The sequence below is a fragment of the Roseivivax halodurans JCM 10272 genome (assembly GCF_000521785.1).
Lineage (GTDB): Bacteria > Pseudomonadota > Alphaproteobacteria > Rhodobacterales > Rhodobacteraceae > Roseivivax > Roseivivax halodurans.
This window is the reverse complement of sequence record NZ_JALZ01000012.1, coordinates 32174-49416: the sequence shown is the minus strand read 5'-3', so window position 1 is coordinate 49416 and position 17243 is coordinate 32174. Positions and strand designations below refer to the sequence as shown.

Below are 17243 nucleotides of genomic sequence, written 5' to 3'. Positions count from 1 at the left end.
TCTTTACTCCGGAATGAGGAAGAGCGTTGCCAGCGGCGGCAGCGTCAATGTCAGGGAGGCCGGTTGGCCATGCATTTCGGTGTCGCGGGCGGTGACGCCCTCGCCATTGGTCACGCCCGATCCGCCGTAATCGGCGCAATCGGTGTTTAGCCGTTCGCGCCATGCGCCCGATTGCGGCACGCCGAACGAGAAGCCCTCGCGCACGACCGGAGCCATGTTGCAGATCACGACCACGGGCGGTGTGCCCGCATGGCCGCGGCGCACGAAGGAGAAGGCGTTGTTCTCGGTGTCGCCGCCCTCGATCCACTCGAACCCTTCGGGCACGCAGTCGCGCTCGTGCAGCCCGGGCGCCTCGCAGTAGAGAGAATTAAGGTCGCGCACCAGACGCTGCAGACCCGCATGGTCCGGCTGCTCGAGCAGGTGCCAGTCGAGCGATACGTCGTGGTTCCACTCGCGCTCCTGACCGAACTCGCCGCCCATGAAGAGCAGCTTCTTGCCTGGGTGCCCCCACATGAATCCGTAATAGGCGCGCAGGTTCGCGAATTTCTGCCAGCGATCTCCCGGCATCTTGTTCAGCATCGAACCCTTGCCGTGCACGACCTCGTCGTGGCTGAGCGGCAGCACGAAGTTCTCTGAAAACGCGTAGTGCAGGCCGAAGGTCATGTGATGGTGATGGTATTTCCGGTTCACCGGATCCTCGGCCATGTAACTGAGCGTGTCGTGCATCCAGCCCATGTTCCACTTGAAGTCGAAGCCGAGACCGTCTTCGTCCAGCGGCCGGCTGACCCCCGGCCAGGCGGTGCTCTCCTCGGCGATGGTGAGCGTGCCGGGGACATAGCGTTGCACTGCGGCATTGGTTCCCTTCAGGAAGTCGATCGCGTCGAGATTCTCGCGTCCGCCGTACCGGTTGGGAACCCAGTCGTCGCCCTCGCGCGAATAGTCGAGATAGAGCATCGAGGCGACGGCATCGACGCGCAGGGCGTCGACGTGGAATTCCTTCAGCCAGTAGAGGGCGGAGCCGCGCAGGAAATTCGCAACTTCCTGGCGCCCGAAATTGTAGACGAGCGTGTTCCAATCCCGGTGGAAGCCCTGCCGCGGATCCTCGTGCTCATAGAGCGCCGTGCCGTCGAAACGGCCAAGCCCGTGCGCATCCGCCGGGAAATGCGCCGGCACCCAGTCGACAATGACGCCGATCCCGGCATTGTGCAGCGCGTCCACCATGGAAGCGAACGCCTTCGGCTCGCCAAAGCGGGAGGTGGGGGCGTAGAGCCCGACGGGCTGATAGCCCCACGACCCCGAAAAGGGATGTTCGGAAACGGGCAGAAACTCGACATGCGTGAAACCCATCTCGCCGACATAGTCGATGATCTGGTCCGCCAGCGCCTCGTAACCGAGCATTTCGCCGTCACCGCTGCGGCGCCAGCTTCCGAGATGCATCTCGTAGATGGAGACGGGCTTCTCGCGCTGATCGGCCCGGCGCGCCTCCATCCAGCCGGCATCGGTCCATTCGTATGAGATCGGGCCCTCGACGATCGAGGCGGTTTCGGGCGGCAGCTGCGCGCGGAAGCCGACCGGGTCTGCCTTCATCGGCTGCAGCTGACCGTAGGCATCGAGAATCTCGTACTTGTAGAGCTCGCCCTTCGACACGCCGGGAAGGAAGATCTCCCAGACGCCCGAGGCCCCGCGGCGCCGCATCGGATTGCGCCGCCCGTCCCAGGCGTTGAAGTTGCCCACGACGCTGACCCGTCGTGCGTTCGGCGCCCATACGGCGAAGACGGTGCCGTCTTGCCCGTCGATCCGCGCGGGATGTGCACCGAGACGCGTGTAGAGTTCCTCGTGCCGGCCCTCGGCCAGGAGATACTCGTCCATGTCGCCCAGCACCGGCGCGAAGGCATAGGGATCGATCCGTTCCCATTCGTGCTCCTGAGTGGACCGGCAGAGCAGACGGTAGGCAAAAGGTTTGCGGTCCATCCCGAGCGCGGCGTGGAAGAAGCCCTCGGGATGGATGCGCTCGAGCTTCGTCACCGCCGTGCCCTTGTCGTCGAGCAGCTCGACTTCGGCGGCATCCGGCGCAAATACGTTGATCACCATGCTGCCGTTTTCGGCTTGGTGCGGACCGAGGACGCGGAACGGATCGCCATGGGTGCCACGAAGGATCGCGTCGATCTCGCCGGCCGCCGGTGCGGTGGGCGGCATTGCGGTTTCCGTCATCGCCGGTCTCCGTTCTCCATCAGCGCCAGAAGTCCCCTAAGCGGAATGTCGGTCCAGTCCGGGCGCATCGCCATCTCGTAGCCCACCTCGTAGGCCGCCTTTTGTATCAGAAAGAGATCGAGAAGGGCCTCTTCGAACTCGGGATCGGACGGGTGCAGCGACGCCCCCGCCATGGCGTCACGATAGGCTGCGAGGAACGCGCCCTGAGTTGCGCGGCGCCAACCTTCCACGTTCTCGGCGGTGCGCTCGGGATCCGCGCCGAGCTCGATCCGGTGACGGACCGTGGACCAGAGCGCGTAGTCGAAGCTCCTCAGCATCCCGGCCACGTCCCGGAGCGGCGAGGATTTCGCCTGACGCTCGGCAAGGCCACGCGCGGGCTCGCCTTCGAAATCGATGATGAGCACGTCGTTCTGCACGACGAGGACCTGGCCCAGATGATAATCGCCATGGATGCGGCTCAGACCGCCGGAGGGCGCATGGTCCCGGACGGCGTCGAGACGAGCGAAGAGCGCGTCCCGACCCTGCCGAACCCGCTCGGCCAGGGCCTTGCCGTCTTCAGTCAGGTTGGCGTGACGCCCCTCGAGCCTCTCGAGAACGTCAGACAGCTCTCGCCTTGTATCCTCGACGAAGGCCTCAACCGAGCGCTGGGTCAGAGTCTCCTGCGAGAAAGCCGAACCTTCGGCACCGCTCGCCAGCGCGCAATGCAGCTCCGCGGTCCGCCGACCCAGGACAGAGCCGAGGTCGAGTCCCCCGCTCACCATCGGCGCATCCTCCTTCGCGCCGGGATCTGTGTCGTGGTCGCCCATTTCCTGGCGTTCCATGTCCCGGTCGAGGGTCTCGGTCACGTATGTCCAGGCATCGCCCTGATTGCGCACGAATTCGAACGCTGCGGCGAGCGTGGTGGTCGAGCCCTCGCCGGTCGTCCAGTCGATCGTGCCCAGCAGGGCGGGGCTGGCGTCGAACTCCGTCTCCTCGGTGAGAAAGCGGGCGATTTCGATATCCGGCTGCACGCCCTCGCGCAGACGCCGGTAAATCTTGAGGATCGCGGCGTCGGAGAAGGCGACCGAGGCATTCGATTGCTCTGCCGACAGGAGGCGCGGTTCTCCGAGCTCGCCGAGGTCGGCGAGGCGCTCGCTGCCGTGAAAGTCGATCCGGCCCGATCCCGCCTCGATCGCGCGACGCTCGCCCAGGCGCCGAATGAGCGCATGCGCCATCTCCTCGTCGACGACGCCATCGAGCACGGCGCCGACGCGGCTCGCGCGTCTAAGCTTCGCCAGAGTGGCAGGCAGGCGCGGCGACAGGGTCAGCGCATCCTCGCCCCAGACAGCCGAGAGCGGGAGGAAGTAGCGCTGGGTCTCGCCGCCGACCTCGACATCAATCACGGACAGCATGTGGCGCCCGTCTTCGAGCTCGGCCAGCTGGTGCAGCGCGACCTCCTCGATCCGCTTTTCCTTGCCTGCGAACCAGCGTTGCAGGGGAAGGTACTCGCGCAGCGTCCCGTGCACGAAATCGCGGCCCGAGCGGTCGGCGAGGGCGGTCGAGATCTTGCCGTCCCGCGTGGTCAGGGTCAGGAAGTCCGGCAGCATCGGCGTGTAGGACGTATGCCAGGCGGGCGCGTCCTCGTCCGTCAGCAGGAACCAGTAGAAGCCGTAGGCCGGCAGCGTCAGCAGATAGGGCAACTCGCCTACCGGCGGGAACCGCGACTGGCCGGTGAGTTCGACCGGCACCCGGCCGGCGAAGGCGCCGAGGTCGATCTCGGCCGCCTGCGCCTGCCGCGAGAGGTTGGCGACACAGAGCACAGCCTCGTTCTCGGTCCGGCGCAGATAGGCCAGAACCTTGCGGTTTTTCGGATAAAGCAGCTCGATCTCGCCGCGGCCGAAGACGTCGTGGCGCTGGCGCACGGCGATCATCCGCTTCATCCAGTTGAGGAGCGATGAAGGCGAGCTCTGCTGCGCCTCGACGTTGACGGCCTGATAGCCGTGCACCGGGTCCTGAAGCGTCGGCAGGTAGAGCTGCTGCGGGACCGCGCGCGAGAAGCCCGCGTTGCGGTCGGCCGACCATTGCATCGGCGTGCGCACGCCATCGCGGTCGCCGAGGTAGTAATTGTCGCCCATGCCGATCTCGTCGCCGTAATAGACGATCGGGGTGCCGGGCATCGAGAAGAGGAGCGAATTCAGAAGCTCGATCTTGCGCCGGTCGTTCTGCAGCAGCGGCGCGAGCCGGCGGCGGATGCCGAGATTGATGCGCGCACGCTTGTCGGCGGCGTAGGTCTCCCAGAGATAGTCGCGCTCCCGGTCGGTGACCATCTCGAGGGTCAGCTCGTCGTGGTTGCGCAGGAAGATCGCCCACTGGCATTCGGCGGGAATATCTGGCGTCTGGCGAATGATGTCGGTAATCGCGTGGCGGTCTTCCTGCGCCACCGCCATGTACATCCGCGGCATGAGCGGAAAGTGGAAGCCCATGTGGCACTCGTCGCCGTCGCCGAAATAGGGTCTCGTGTCCTCGGGCCACTGGTTCGCCTCGGCGAGCAGCATCCGGCCTTCGTAGTGCTTGTCGAGATCGGCGCGGATGGCCTTCAACACGTCATGCGTCTCGGGGAGGTTCTCGTTGTTGGTCCCGTCGCGCTCGATCAGGTAGGGGATTGCGTCGAGGCGCAGCCCGTCCACGCCCTTGTCGAGCCAGAAGTGCATCACGTTGAGAACCGCCTCGAGCACCTTGGGGTTGTCGAAATTCAGATCGGGCTGGTGGTGGAAGAAGCGGTGCCAGAAATACTGGCCGGCGACCGGGTCCCAGGTCCAGTTCGACGGCTCGGAATCGGTGAAGATGATCCGGGTTTCGGGCCATTTGCCCGGATCGTCGGACCAGACGTAAAAATCGCGCTCCTCGCTCCCGGGCGGCGCGTTACGGGCGCGCTGGAACCACTCGTGCTGGTCGCTCGTGTGGTTGATCACCAGCTCGGTGATGACCTTGAGGCCGCGGCGGTGCGCCTCGTCCACGAAACCCTGGAAATCCTCCATGTCGCCGTAGGAAGGGTTGATCGCCTTGTATTCCGCGATGTCGTAGCCGTCGTCCCGCAGCGGGGAGGGATAGAAGGGCAGGAGCCAGATCGCTGTCGCCCCCATCTCCTGCACATGGTCGAGCCGCTGCATTAGGCCCTTGAAGTCGCCGATCCCGTCGTTGTTGCTGTCCTGGAAGGCCTTCACGTGCAGCTGGTAGATGACCGCGTCCTTGTACCAGTCCTCGGGCGTCGTCTTGGGATCGGCTGCGACGAGTTGCGGAGCGACATTCATGCGGCGCCTCCCGGTGGCGTGAGTTTCCAGATGGCGTAGGGACGGCTCTGCGGATCGAGCGCGAGCGTGTGATCCTTGCCGTGCCAGGAGAAGCGGTTGCCTTGGATGAGGTCCTGCACCTCCACCGACGCCTCGTCGGGCAGATCGAACTCCCAGAGCGGCACCTCGAAGCCGAACTCGGCGGCGCCGTGCGGGTCGATCAGGACATGGAACAGGAGGTAATTCTGGCTCGCCGCGTCGAACCGTCCGTAATAGAGGACGCGGTCGTCGAAGGCGGGGAAGAACTTCAGGTTCAGGAAGTCCTTCATCGCCGGCTCCTCGCGCCGGATACGGTTGATGAGCCGGATGTCGTCCTTGATGTGGCCGTCCGCGTCGAAATCGCGGTGCTTGAGCTCGTATTTTTCGGAGTCGAGATATTCCTCCTTGCCCGGCAGCGGCGCCGCCTCGCAGAGCTCGAAGCCCGAATACATCCCGTAATTGCCGGACAGCGACGCCGCCATCAGAAGGCGCGTCCGAAAGCCCGCACGCCCCGAACTCTGGAGTAAGACGGGATTGATGTCGGGCGTGTTGGTGAAGAAGTTCGGGCGCATGTAATGGCGGCAGCTCTCGGTGGTGAGCTCGGTGAGATACTCCGTCAGCTCCGCCTTGGTGTTTCGCCACGTGTAGTAGGTGTAGCTTTGGTTGAAGCCCACTTTTGCAAGGCGCTTCATCACCTTGGGCCGGGTGAAGGCCTCGGAGAGGAAGATCGCGCCGGGATGCCGTGCGCGGATCTCGTCGATGAGCCATTCCCAGAACGGGAACGGCTTGGTGTGCGGATTGTCCACTCTGAAGCACAAGACGCCATGGTCCGCCCAGTGGAGGAACATGTCGCGGATCGCCGTCCAGAACGGCAGGTTCGGGCGGCCGTCGTCGAGATAATACCGGAAATTGACGATGTCCTCGTATTTCTTCGGGGGGTTCTCGGCGTATTTGATGGTCCCGTCCGGGCGCCGCTCGAACCAGTCGGGATGCTCGCGGATCCAAGGATGGTCCGGCGAGGCATTGAGCGCGATGTCGAGCGCGATCTCGAGCCCCTCCTCCGAGGCGGCGCGTACCAGAGCGTCGAAATCCTCCATCGTGCCGAGCTCGGGATGCACGTCGGTCATCTCGCCGTCGTCCGAGCCGATGGCATAGGGCGAGCCAACGTCGCCCGGCTCCGCCGTCAGCGAGTTGTTCTTGCCCTTGCGGTTGGTCGCCCCGATCGGGTGGATCGGCGGGAAGTAGAGAACGTCGAAGCCGAGATCGCGGATATAAGGAAGTGCCGCGATCACGTCCCGGAATGTGCCGTGTCTGCCTTCCGGCCCCCAGGACCGCGGAAAGAGCTCGTACCAGGCGGAGAACGCCGCACGTTCGCGATCGACCCAGACCGGCACGTCGCGGATGTAGCGCGTCTCGTTTGCGCGGGGCCCGACGCGGGCCATGTATTCGGCGGTGTCTTCGGACAGCAGCGTTTCCGTATCGCCAGCCTTCGCGGCCTTCTCGAGCGCGCGCAATTCGGCCTTCTCGCCTCGGGGCGGCGTCATGGCCGCGAACATCCGCCGCGCCTCTTCCATCTCGACAGAGATATCCTGCCCCGCTGCGACCTTCCGCGACGCCCCGTGGCGCCAGGTCGCGAAAAGATCGCGCCAGGCGACGATCGAGAATCTGGCCGGACCGACTGTGTCGAAGGTGACGTCGGCAGCCCAGCGATCGTTCTCCACATGCGTCATGCGCACTTCGGATCCGTCCGCCAAGACGATGGCAGCGCCGATCTTCTCGTGGCCGTCTCCGAAGACATCCGCCGAGATCGTGACCGGCCAGCCCGCAACCGCCTTCGCGGCGAAACGACCACCGTCGATCTCGGGTTCTACGGATTCGATTGCCAGCCGATAGGCCGCAAGAGCTTCGGCCGTGTCCGGCCTTGCACCCGTCTTCGTTCTCGCCATGTTTCGCTGCCTCGCCTCGTGGACCCATGTCCCGCCGGTCAGATGTCAAACTCGGCGCCTGCCTTGGCTGTTCCCGCTGACCGCCGGCTCTGAACATTCCGCAATCCAATCCAACTGTTGAGCATCATTCGCCCGCTCAAAACCTTGCTCTGTCGCGGGAAGAGGCGGTCCGTTCTTAGCGGGTTGGGGCGACCATATCTCCGCCTTTCGGAAGCCCGGAGTTGCGAGGCCGGCACACTCTGTCGGGTTACGACCCTTGAAAATGCCGCGGCAACAGCCGACGTCAGAGAGATGCAACAGGGGCGTCCGCTACGCGCGGGCTGAGAAGCACCCTTCGAACCTGACCCGGATCATACCGGCGGAGGAAGTTGCGGACACGTGTCGGTCTGCTTGAGTCCAGCCCCGTGTCCCGCGCCTCCGTCCGAAAGGAGGCGACGTGCAGACATCAGGCCGATTTCTCGGAGCCGTGCGGGAGGCCGTTCCGCTCGTTCACAACATCACCAATTTCGTCGCCATGAACGTCATGGCAAACGTGCAGCTGGCGATCGGGGCCTCCCCGGCGATGGTCCACGCGCGCGAGGAGGTGGCAGAATTCGCCAGCCTCGCGCAGGCGCTCACCGTCAATATCGGCACCGCCGATGCGCAATGGGGCGCCGCGATGGAAGAGGCTGCAGGGGTCGTGCGCAAGGCCGGGCGGTGCTGGGTCTTCGATCCCGTCGGCGTGGCCGCGACGCGGTTCCGACAGGACCTCTCGGACCGTCTGCTGGCGCTCGAGCCCAGCGTCGTGCGCGGCAATGCCTCTGAAATCCTCACTCTTGCGGGCCTCGGCGGTGCGGCGCGCGGGGTCGATGCCGGAGACAGCGTCGCCGCCGCCGAGGATGCGGCCCGGGCGCTCGCAGACCGCACCGGCGGTATCGTTGCCGTTTCGGGCCCGGTCGATTTTGTCACCGACGGCGCGCGCGCCGCGCGCGTCTCGAACGGTCACCCGATGATGTCGCGGATCACCGTGATGGGCTGTTCGCTCAACGGGGTGATCGCCGCGTTCTGTGTCGACCAGCCGGTCTTCGATGCGACTGTCGCGGCTCTCGCGGCTTTCGGCATTGCCGGAGAGGATGCCGGCCGGACCGCTCGCGGCCCCGGGAGTTTCCAACCCGCCTTCATCGATGCGCTCTATCACCTGACGCCCGAGGCGCTCGATGCTGCCGCGCGCATCGAGGAGGTGGCATGATCGGCTCGGTCTATGTGGTTACGGACCCGGATGCGCCGCATACCGTGCCGGAACAGGCCCGTGCCGCCGCCCGCGGCGGAGCCTGGGCCGTGCAACTCCGCGACAAGACCGCGAGCGACGCCGAGCTCGCGCGCCTCGCGCGCGAGCTTCTCGCCGAGTTCGCGCCGCTTGGGCTCCGGGTCTTCGTCAACGACCGGCTCGAGGTCGCGTGTGCCACCGGGGCGGATCTGCATCTGGGGCAGGGCGACGGAGATCCTCGCGCCGCCCGGTTGCGCCTCGGCCCCGACACCCTTTTGGGCCTGTCGGTCGAGACCGCCGCGCAATGCACGCGCATCCCCGGCGGCATCGCTTATCTCGGCGCGGGTCCCTACCGCGCCACCGCGACCAAACCCGACGCGGCCGAGGCCATCGGCACCGAGGGGCTGGCGCGCATCGTCGCGGCGTCACCCGTACCGGTGATCGCGATCGGCGGGCTGACGGTCGGGGACGTTCCGGCGCTGAAAAGCGCCGGCGCGGCGGGACTGGCGGTCGTCACGGCCGTGACCCGCGCTCCGAATCCCGAAGCGGCGACCCGAGACCTCGCACAGGCATGGAGACAGGCATGATCCCGAACATTCTCGCGATCGCGGGCTCGGATCCGTCCGGCGGGGCGGGCATCCAGGCCGATCTCAAGGCGATCTCGGCCAATGGCGGCTACGGCATGGCGGTGATCACCGCGCTGACCGCGCAGAACACGCAAGGCGTCCAGGCCGTGTCGCTCGTCGATCCGGACATGGTCCGCGCGCAGATCGCGGCGCTGCGCGAGGACGTCCGGATCGACGCGATCAAGATCGGCATGCTGGGCAGCGCGCCGATCGCGCAGGCGGTCGCGGACGCGATCGCGGGGTTGGAGGTCCCGGTCGTGCTCGACCCCGTGATGGTCGCCAAGGGCGGCGCCCGGCTCTTGCCTGCCGATGCCGTGGATGCCTTAAGCGCGCTGCTGCTTCCGCTGGCCTCGGTGCTCACGCCGAACCTTCCCGAAGCGGCGGATCTCCTCGGGGCCGAGGTCGCCACTACCCGCACCGAGATGGAGCGGCAGGCGGACCGGTTACTGGCCCGCGGTCCCGCCGCCGTTCTTCTGAAGGGTGGCCATCTTCGGGGCGACGAGAGCCCCGATCTCCTGCGCACCGCCTCGATCACGCACTGGCTGGGCGGGAAGAGATGTGCCACCCGGAACACCCATGGCACCGGCTGCACCCTGTCGTCGGCACTGGCAGCCGAACTCGGTCGCGGAGCGTCGCTGCCGGAGGCGGCAACAAAAACAAAGGCCTACGTTCAGGGCGCGATCTCGCATTCCGGTCACCTCTCCGTGGGCACCGGTCACGGACCGGTGCATCATTTCTTCTCGCAAGCGAGAGGGTGATGCGACGATCGCCTGACCACGTCACGGAGGACCTGGCCGAAGCCTCGGCGGAGATCATCCGCCCGCAGGCTTCCGCATTCGCTAATGGGTGATCTGATCCGTGCCGCCCTGTGATCACCCCGCCGGGGCGGTGGCCTGGCTCTGCGGAGGCGGTTCGGGTGCGGTGACGGCCATGGCGAGCGCGAGAGCCGCGGCCACGGTCAGGATCGCCAGCGCGCCGCGTTCGGGCCGCGGGAGGCGCGGTTCGCGCCGGCGTGGCACGAGGGCATGCCCGCGCCGTGGCGGGGCCGGCAGCGCGAGGACCGGCGCGCTCGTGGGAGCCCGTTGCAGCAGCGCAAGGATTTCCCCCGGCGGCATCGGTGCAAGACGCAGGCCCACCGCTCTCGTGCCGGCGACGAAGAGACCAGCAAGGAGGGCGGCCGCGGCGAGTGGGGCGAGATCCTGAAGGGAGGCTGTCAACGGCGCGACCGAGCCGACGGGAACAACCCAGAGCCCTGCGACGACGAGGCCGGTCATTGCGAGCCAGGGCAAGCCGACGTCCCGGGGCGTGCCAGGCCGTGCCTCGATCCGGATCAGCAGGGCGCCGGCCCGCAGCATCAGCAGGGACGTGCCCAGGCTCGAGACGAACAGCGCCGCGCCCAGCCAGACGTGCCAGCCGAAGGACGCTTCCCCGAGGGCGGTCTTGAGCGCATCCTTGGCGACCCATCCGGTGGTCCCGGGCAAGCCCGCGAGCGCCAGGGCCGGCACGGCAAGACCCACGATCACGGCGCTGCGCAGCAGCGGACCGGAGCTTGCCCAGACCGCCGGAACGCCGAGAAAGAGCGCCGCCTTGGCAAAGGCGTGATGCGCAGCGAGCAGCACCAGCGCCGGACCGATCGCAGGCCAGGCCTCGGGTGCGGCAAGCGCGGCGGCGAGGCCGAGCGCCATGAGGCTCATCTGCCCGACGCTGGAATAGGCGAGCACCGCCTTGGGATCTGCCTGCAGAAGTCCGAGCGCCGGGGCGAGGATCAGTCCCGTCAGGGCCATTGCCGCCAGCGCCGCCGCGCTCTCCGGTGCGGCCACGCTGCCGAGCGGGAGCACGGTCATCAGCCCGAAGAGGCCGGCCTTCAGCATCGCGCCGGACAGCACCGCGCTCGCCGGGGCGGGGGCGGCGGCATGGGCGAGCGGCAGCCACAGATGCAGCGGAACCGCGCCGAGCTTCACGAGGAAGCCGACAGACATCAGGACGGTCGCAAGCGCCGGCACCTCGAGCGAGGCCATCGCGGCAAGCTGCACCTCTCCGGTCGCGAAGGCCCCGAGGGAGAGGCCCGCGAAGAGCGCGATCTCGCCAGCGACGGCGAAGGAGATGTAGACCCGCCCCGCCAGCATCTGCGCCGGGCCGCCCGCGTGGAGGACGAGACCCCAGGAGGCAAGGCTCATCGCGGCGAAGAAGGTGTAGAAGGCGGCGATGTCCTGCGCGAGGAGAAGGCCGAGATTGCCGGTCATCGCGAGCAGGAAGCAGGTAATGAACCGGTCGCGGCCTGCGTCTGCGGCAAGGAGCCGGATCGCCTGCCAGGCCGACAGGGCCCAGAGAAGCGCGGTGAAGGCGAGAAAGACGCGCGCCATGCCCGTGACAGCGAATTCCGTCCCGAGCAGCAGCCAGTCGAGGCGCACGGGGGCCGGAACCGGATCGGCGAGCGCGGCGAGCAGGGCGGGCAGCGGCGCGACCGGTACGAGAGCCCGGACGACCGGCCGAGCGCCGGGGATCAGCGACAGGGCGACCAGAGCCAGCGGCAGGGCCGGGACCAGCCAGAGCGGAACGGCGATCATAGATACTCCAGCGAGACGATGAAGCGGGTCCAGCCGAGCGGGCTGAACGGCGCGTTGGCGAGAAGGCCCGCGGCGACGACGAGCGCGGCGGTGACGGCGGGCGGCAGCGCGAGCATCCAGCCGATGCGGCGTTTCGGCACCGCTCCCTCGGGCGGATCTCGGAACCACGCCCGGTGCAGGATCGGCAGGAAATAGGCGGCGTTGAGGAGGCTCGATCCGGCGAGGAGCGCGATCACCGCCGGCTGGCCCGCATCGAGACCGCCCGCTCCGAGATACCATTTGCTCACGAAGCCGGCGAGCGGCGGCACCCCGATCATGCCGAATGCGCCCACGGTGAAGGCGAGCGTCGCGCCGGGCATCAGCCGTCCCATCCCGTCCATCGCGCTCACCGTCTTGACCCCACGCGCCTCGGCGAAGTTGCCGGCGGCCAGGAAAAGCGTGATTTTCATGATGCCCTGGTGGATGAGATGCGCGAGCCCTCCCACCGCCGCCACGGGCGAGACGAGCGCGACACCGAGCGTGATGTAGCTGACCTGGCTGACCGTCGAGTAGGCGAGGCGCGTCTTGAGATCGTCCTGCCTCAGCGCCCGGATCGAGCCGTAGAGGATCGTGACCCCGGCCAGCGCCGCGAGCGGCAGCGCGAGGCCGAGCGCCTCTACGGTCTCGACGCCGTAGACGTCGTAGACGATGCGCATGATCCCGAACGCGCCGGACTTGACCACCGCGACGGCGTGCAGGAGCGCGCTGACCGGGGCGGGAGCCACCATCGAGACCGGCAGCCATCCGTGCAGCGGCACCAGCGCCGCCTTGACGCCCACGCCTGCGATCAGCAGCACGAAGATCGCGGTGACGGCGAGCGGGTCGGTCTGCGGCAGATCCCCGAGGACGCCGCGCGGCAGGAACGGCACTTCTCCGGCCAGCGCATAAAGCCAGACCGCGCCGAGCGTCAGGGCAAGGCCGCCCCCGAGGGTATAGACGAGGTAGATGCGTCCCGCCCGGTGGGCCTCGGCCGAGCCGCGATGGACGACAAGCGGCCAGGTGGCGAGGGTCAGCAGCTCGAAGAAGACGACGAAGGTGAAGAGGTTGGCCGCCATCGCGATGCCGACGGTCGAGGCGACGCAAAGGCTGAAGAACCCGAAGAACCGGCTGCGGTCGGTGCCGCCCTCGAGATAGCCGACCGCGTAGATCGTGGTCAGCAACCACAGAACGGAGGACAGCGCGAGAAAGAGCACCGAGAGCGCGTCCGCCTTGAGCGCGAGCGCGAGCCCCGGCGCGATCTCGAGAGAGAGGCCGAATTCCGCGCCGCCCGCGACGGCCCATGAGAGCCACGCAACGAGAGCGAGCTTCATGCCGGCCGCTGTGAGGTTCAGCGCCGTGCGCAGACGGCTCCAGCCGTCGGGCAGCGCCAGGATCACCGGCGCGATGCCGAGCGAGGTCATCAGGATGGCGAGCGGTAGAAGTTCGGTCATGTCAGCGTCGCGTCGAGGAGGGTCAAGGGGAGGGCGGAGGCAAGGCCGAGCGCGAGGGCGGCGGTTGCAAGGCCGAGTGCCGCCGCGTCGCCGGCGCGCCAGGCCGGCCGCCGCGCACCCGGCGCCACGTGAGGTCCGCCCCGCAGGCAGCGCGACACGACGCGGGCGAGATAGGCCGCCGACAGTACCGTTCCCAGAAGGACGAGGGCGACCCAGGGCCAGGCGCCGCGATCGATCAGCCCATCGAGGAGCAGCCACTTCCCGACGAAGCCCGCGGTCGGCGGCAATCCGATCAGGCTGATTGCGGCGATGGCAAAGGCGAACTCGGCTGCGCCGGGGCGCAGCTCCTCGCGGTTGAGACCGGAGATGCGGTCGTGGCCGAGCTCCTCGGTGATGCGGCCGACGGCGAGGAACATCGCCGCCTTCGCGAGCGCATGGCTGAGCATCAGGAGGGCCGCGGCCCGCCAGATCGTGCCGTCCCTGGCGCCCGTGGTGAGGCCGATGGCGAGCGCGATCAGCCCGACCTGCGCCACGGTCGAATGTGCGACGAGCAACTTCAGCCGGTCGGCGCGCAGCGCGTGCCACGCGCCCCAGAGCATTGCGCCGGCCCCCGCGACCGCAAGCACCAGGCGGAGAAGCTCCACCGCCGCGCCGCCCTCGATCGACAGCCGCAGCGCGACGTAGATCGCCGCCTTGACGACAAGCGCCGACAGGAGGGCGCTGGCCTCGGGCGCAGCACTCGAATGCGCGGCGGGCATCCAGAAATGCAGCGGGAAGAGGGCGGCCTTCACCGCAAGGCCCGCGAAGATGAGGCCGAGCGCGACCCGGCCTTCGTGACTGCCGGCAAGCTCCGGCACAACGGCGAGGTCCACACGACCCGCGGTCGCATAGGCGAGCGCCACGCCGAGGAGCAGGAGGAGGCTGCCGGCAAGGCCCGCGCTCAGATAGTCGAATGCGGCACGCAACGCGGTCCGCGTGCCGCTGAGCGCGGTCAGACCGACGGCGGCGAGGCCGAGAATCTCGAAGGTGACGTAGAGGTTGAAGAGGTCGGCGGACAGAAAGAGCGCGTTCATGGCGCCGAGCGTCGCGAGCCAGAGCGGCCAGAACGCAGTGCGCTGACCTGTGCGCCCGGCGTCCGGGAGAGGTGCGCCCGCGACCTGTACCGATACGCCGAGGCCGACGAGCGCGGTCATCACCAGCATGAGCGCGGCGAGCCCGTCCGCGGCAAAGCCGATCCCGAGCGGCGCGGCCCAGCCCCCGAGCGCCTCCGCCTCGGCGCCACCTTGTCCGATCCGGATCGCGAGCACGACCGCGAGACCGGCATTGCCGAGAGTCGCGATCACCCCCGTGATCGTCGCCGCCCTCGGCCACGCCGCCGCGACCAGTGCCGCAATGAGGGGCAGCGATACGAGGAGCGAGGTCTCATTCATCGGATGACCCCTCGAGCCGCTCGGCCAGGGCTAGCAGCGCCGCGGTCACCGCCACGAGCACGACGATGCCAGTTAGGACGAAGGCCTGCGGGACCGGGTTCGTCACACCGGTGGCGGGATCATGGCCCGAGGCGAGCAGAACCATGGCGATGCCGATCGCCAGCACGTTGAGCGCCGTGATCCGCCGCAGCGTGTCGCGGCAGGTCGCGAGCCGCCAGAGCGCTATGGCGAGCAACCCGGCGCCCGCGACGTGGTAGACGAGATCCGATGTCATGAGGTCTTCCTTTTTTCGAACCCCGTGAAAAGCAGGCAGAGCGTGGCGGCGATGGACAGGGTCAGGGCCGCCTCGATGGCGACGATCCAGACCTTTTCCGCGCGATTGGGATAGCCGAGAAGGCTGCCGGTCAGCGCCTCGCTGCCGAGCGCTGCGATCAGAAACACCGCGAGGCCCGACAGCCCTGCAATCAGCGCGCCACGGACGACGAGCGTGCCGGTCGGTGCGAGGCCCGCGAGGACCAGCGCGAGCAACCCGCCGGCCAAGACCGCGCCGGCCTGGAAGGCGCCGCCGGGGGCGGACGAGCCCTGCCACAGAAGGTGTCCGGCGAGGAGGATCGAAATCGGCGCGACGATGCGCGCGAAGGGCAGGGTCATCTCGCCGAGGCTCACCGGAACGAGCCGCCGGCTGCCGAGCAGGTTCGCAACGAGGAGTGCCACGACCAGCACCGCGATTTCGAGGAGTGTGTCCCAGGCTCGGAAGTTCAGAAGGACCGCGGTGACCGGGTTGCTCACGCCGCTTTCCGGCAGGCTCGCCGCAACAAGAGGCGCGTAGATGGCGGGGGGCGACGCCGACGCGAAGACCCACGCAAGTCCGCCCCCGAGGCCGGACGCGACCAGCGCCGCCGGCACGGCGAGTGTCCGTCCGGCGGCGGGGCGCAGGGGGCCGAGCCTCCGCGCAGCGCGCAGGAAGAGCGCCCCGGTCAGACCCGCACCGATGGCGGCCTCGGCCAGCGCGACGTCGGGTGCCGCGAGCCGCACCCAGGAGAGCGCCACTAGCAGTCCGAGCACCATGAATGCGGCGACGGAGGCGGTTCGGTCGCGGCGTGTCAGGGCCGAGACCGCGCAGAGCAGGATGCCCGCCGCCAGGGCGAGGTCGAAGGCGATCATGATCGTCCCCCGCGCGGCGTCACCGACCGGGCGACGAGGTGACCGACGGTGGCGCCGCTGATCGCCGTGAGCAGGACGCAGAGGCCGAGCGGCAGGATACTTGCGGGCGTGCCTGTCAGGCAGGCCGCTCCGAGCGCTACCAGCGACAGACCGGCCGTGTCCGCCTTGGTCAGGACGTGCAGGCGCGACAGAAGATCGGGCAGGCGCCAGAAGCCGATTGCGGCCACGGCGAGAAAGCCGACGCCGGCGGCGATCAGTCCTGTGCCGAGGACGGACGGGAGCGTTGTCATCGCCGCGGGCTCCGGAGGGCGACGAAGGCAAGGCCCGAGACCGCGGCGAGCGCGGCGAAGACAAGCGCGACGTCGTGAAGAGCAGAGGTGCCCGTGGCGGCGCCAAGCAGGATCAGTGTCGCGACCGTTCCGGTTCCGGCGAGTTGCGCGGCGATGATCCTGTCGGCGGCGCTCGGACCGACGACGAGCCTCGGAAGCGCGGCCAGCGTGGCGAGGAGGGCGACAAAGGCCAGAAAGTCGAGCATCAAGAGCGCCCCTTCTGGACGGAAAGGCCAGAGAGGTCGGCGATCCGCGCCTCGAGCGCCCCGATATCGGCCCGCGTTACGGCACTCCGCTCGAGCGCGTGGATGACGAGGGTGCCGCCGTCGAGCCGCGCGGTCAGCGTTCCAGGAAGAAGCGTGATCGTCAGGGCAAAGAGCCGCCGCGCGCCGCCCTCGGGGAGAGCCGTGTGCCAGATCAGGATCCCGGGCCTCAGCGAGGACGGCTCGAGGCTCCGCCGGGCGACATCGAATGCGCCGCGCATGATCCCGGCCGCCACGAAGACCGCCAGGCGCAGGGCCCCGACGACCGAGATCGGGTTCGGGACGGCGGGCGGCAGCAGCAATGTGACCGCCGCGCCGAGGATCACGGTCGGTGCGCCGACGACCCAGCTGGCGGGATCGCCGGCATTCAGCCCCGCCCAGAGGGCTGCCAGGGCGGCACCCGTCAGAAAGGCGCCACGCAGGCGGCCCGGGATCTGCCGCGCAGGCGCGGGCTCGGATCGGGGCGGGGGCGCGCACGGCTGGAATTCGTGGCGGACGTTCATGGGGCCTCCTCGTGGCAGCGTCGATCGACTGGCGCTGATCAGGGGACCGACATCGCAACCCGCTGCCACGCGGTTGCCAGAGGGGCCCGGTCCCCGGGGTTTCCGTTTCGGAAACCGATGCCGCTCCGAGCCAACGATGGCCGGTGCGCGGCGTTTGATAGACATACGCGGGACGAGGCTA

General features: G+C 68.2%; 14 protein-coding genes and 1 riboswitch. Of the genes, 3 read left to right on the top strand and 11 right to left on the bottom strand.

Features of this window, described 5'->3' with window-relative positions:
- Nucleotides 1-3: 3 nt before the first annotated feature.
- The 3 genes from glgB to OCH239_RS12360 are packed head-to-tail and all read right to left on the bottom strand — an operon-like array spanning nt 4 to nt 7465.
- Nucleotides 4-2211, bottom strand: a complete 2208-nt coding sequence (gene glgB / locus OCH239_RS12370; RefSeq protein ID WP_037263064.1) for a 1,4-alpha-glucan branching protein GlgB — start codon at nt 2209-2211, stop codon at nt 4-6.
- Complete coding sequence (treS, locus tag OCH239_RS12365) at nt 2208-5501, bottom strand: maltose alpha-D-glucosyltransferase (protein ID WP_037263061.1); 3294 nt, start codon at nt 5499-5501, stop codon at nt 2208-2210. Before treS ends, glgB begins: the two co-directional genes overlap by 4 nt.
- On the bottom strand, nt 5498-7465 hold the full coding sequence (locus tag OCH239_RS12360; protein ID WP_051489450.1) for an alpha-1,4-glucan--maltose-1-phosphate maltosyltransferase: 1968 nt from the start codon (nt 7463-7465) through the stop codon (nt 5498-5500). The genes treS and OCH239_RS12360 overlap by 4 nt, the downstream gene beginning before the upstream one ends.
- Nucleotides 7466-7753: 288 nt before the next feature.
- Nucleotides 7754-7849: riboswitch (TPP riboswitch) on the top strand.
- Between the two features lie 52 nt (nt 7850-7901).
- Between OCH239_RS12360 and thiM the strand changes: the two genes are divergently transcribed.
- From thiM to thiD, 3 genes are read left to right on the top strand one after another with little or no spacing between them, the layout of a single operon-like run.
- Nucleotides 7902-8693, top strand: coding sequence for a hydroxyethylthiazole kinase (gene thiM, locus OCH239_RS12355; protein WP_037263058.1), 792 nt, complete (start codon nt 7902-7904; stop codon nt 8691-8693).
- Nucleotides 8690-9298, top strand: a complete 609-nt coding sequence (locus OCH239_RS12350) for a thiamine phosphate synthase (protein WP_037263057.1) — start codon at nt 8690-8692, stop codon at nt 9296-9298. The genes thiM and OCH239_RS12350 overlap by 4 nt, the downstream gene beginning before the upstream one ends.
- Nucleotides 9295-10095 (top strand): bifunctional hydroxymethylpyrimidine kinase/phosphomethylpyrimidine kinase, encoded by an 801-nt coding sequence (thiD, locus tag OCH239_RS12345; RefSeq protein WP_037263054.1) that lies wholly within the window; start codon nt 9295-9297, stop codon nt 10093-10095. Before OCH239_RS12350 ends, thiD begins: the two co-directional genes overlap by 4 nt.
- A 114-nt stretch (nt 10096-10209) precedes the next feature.
- Here the strand turns inward: thiD and OCH239_RS12340 are convergent, their stop codons facing one another.
- The 8 genes from OCH239_RS12340 to OCH239_RS21705 are packed head-to-tail and all read right to left on the bottom strand — an operon-like array spanning nt 10210 to nt 17062.
- Nucleotides 10210-11904: a proton-conducting transporter transmembrane domain-containing protein gene (locus OCH239_RS12340; RefSeq protein ID WP_051489449.1), complete on the bottom strand. Its 1695-nt coding sequence runs from the start codon at nt 11902-11904 to the stop codon at nt 10210-10212.
- Nucleotides 11901-13373 carry a complex I subunit 5 family protein gene (locus OCH239_RS12335; RefSeq protein ID WP_037263051.1) on the bottom strand — a complete coding sequence of 491 codons (1473 nt, stop codon included), beginning with the start codon at nt 13371-13373 and terminating at the stop codon, nt 11901-11903. The genes OCH239_RS12340 and OCH239_RS12335 overlap by 4 nt, the downstream gene beginning before the upstream one ends.
- Nucleotides 13370-14803 (bottom strand): complex I subunit 5 family protein, encoded by a 1434-nt coding sequence (locus OCH239_RS12330; RefSeq protein WP_037263048.1) that lies wholly within the window; start codon nt 14801-14803, stop codon nt 13370-13372. Before OCH239_RS12330 ends, OCH239_RS12335 begins: the two co-directional genes overlap by 4 nt.
- Nucleotides 14796-15077 (bottom strand): NADH-quinone oxidoreductase subunit K, encoded by a 282-nt coding sequence (locus tag OCH239_RS12325; RefSeq protein ID WP_037263045.1) that lies wholly within the window; start codon nt 15075-15077, stop codon nt 14796-14798. Before OCH239_RS12325 ends, OCH239_RS12330 begins: the two co-directional genes overlap by 8 nt.
- The gene (mbhE, locus tag OCH239_RS12320) at nt 15074-15967 is read right to left on the bottom strand and encodes a hydrogen gas-evolving membrane-bound hydrogenase subunit E (RefSeq protein ID WP_037263042.1); all 894 of its coding nucleotides are present in this window, start codon (nt 15965-15967) and stop codon (nt 15074-15076) included. Before mbhE ends, OCH239_RS12325 begins: the two co-directional genes overlap by 4 nt.
- Nucleotides 15964-16257, bottom strand: a complete 294-nt coding sequence (locus tag OCH239_RS12315) for a cation:proton antiporter (protein WP_037263040.1) — start codon at nt 16255-16257, stop codon at nt 15964-15966. Before OCH239_RS12315 ends, mbhE begins: the two co-directional genes overlap by 4 nt.
- Nucleotides 16254-16502 (bottom strand): MrpF/PhaF family protein, encoded by a 249-nt coding sequence (locus OCH239_RS12310; RefSeq protein ID WP_037263037.1) that lies wholly within the window; start codon nt 16500-16502, stop codon nt 16254-16256. The genes OCH239_RS12315 and OCH239_RS12310 overlap by 4 nt, the downstream gene beginning before the upstream one ends.
- Nucleotides 16502-17062: a Na+/H+ antiporter subunit E gene (locus OCH239_RS21705; RefSeq protein WP_051489448.1), complete on the bottom strand. Its 561-nt coding sequence runs from the start codon at nt 17060-17062 to the stop codon at nt 16502-16504. The genes OCH239_RS12310 and OCH239_RS21705 overlap by 1 nt, the downstream gene beginning before the upstream one ends.
- Nucleotides 17063-17243: the final 181 nt, after the last annotated feature.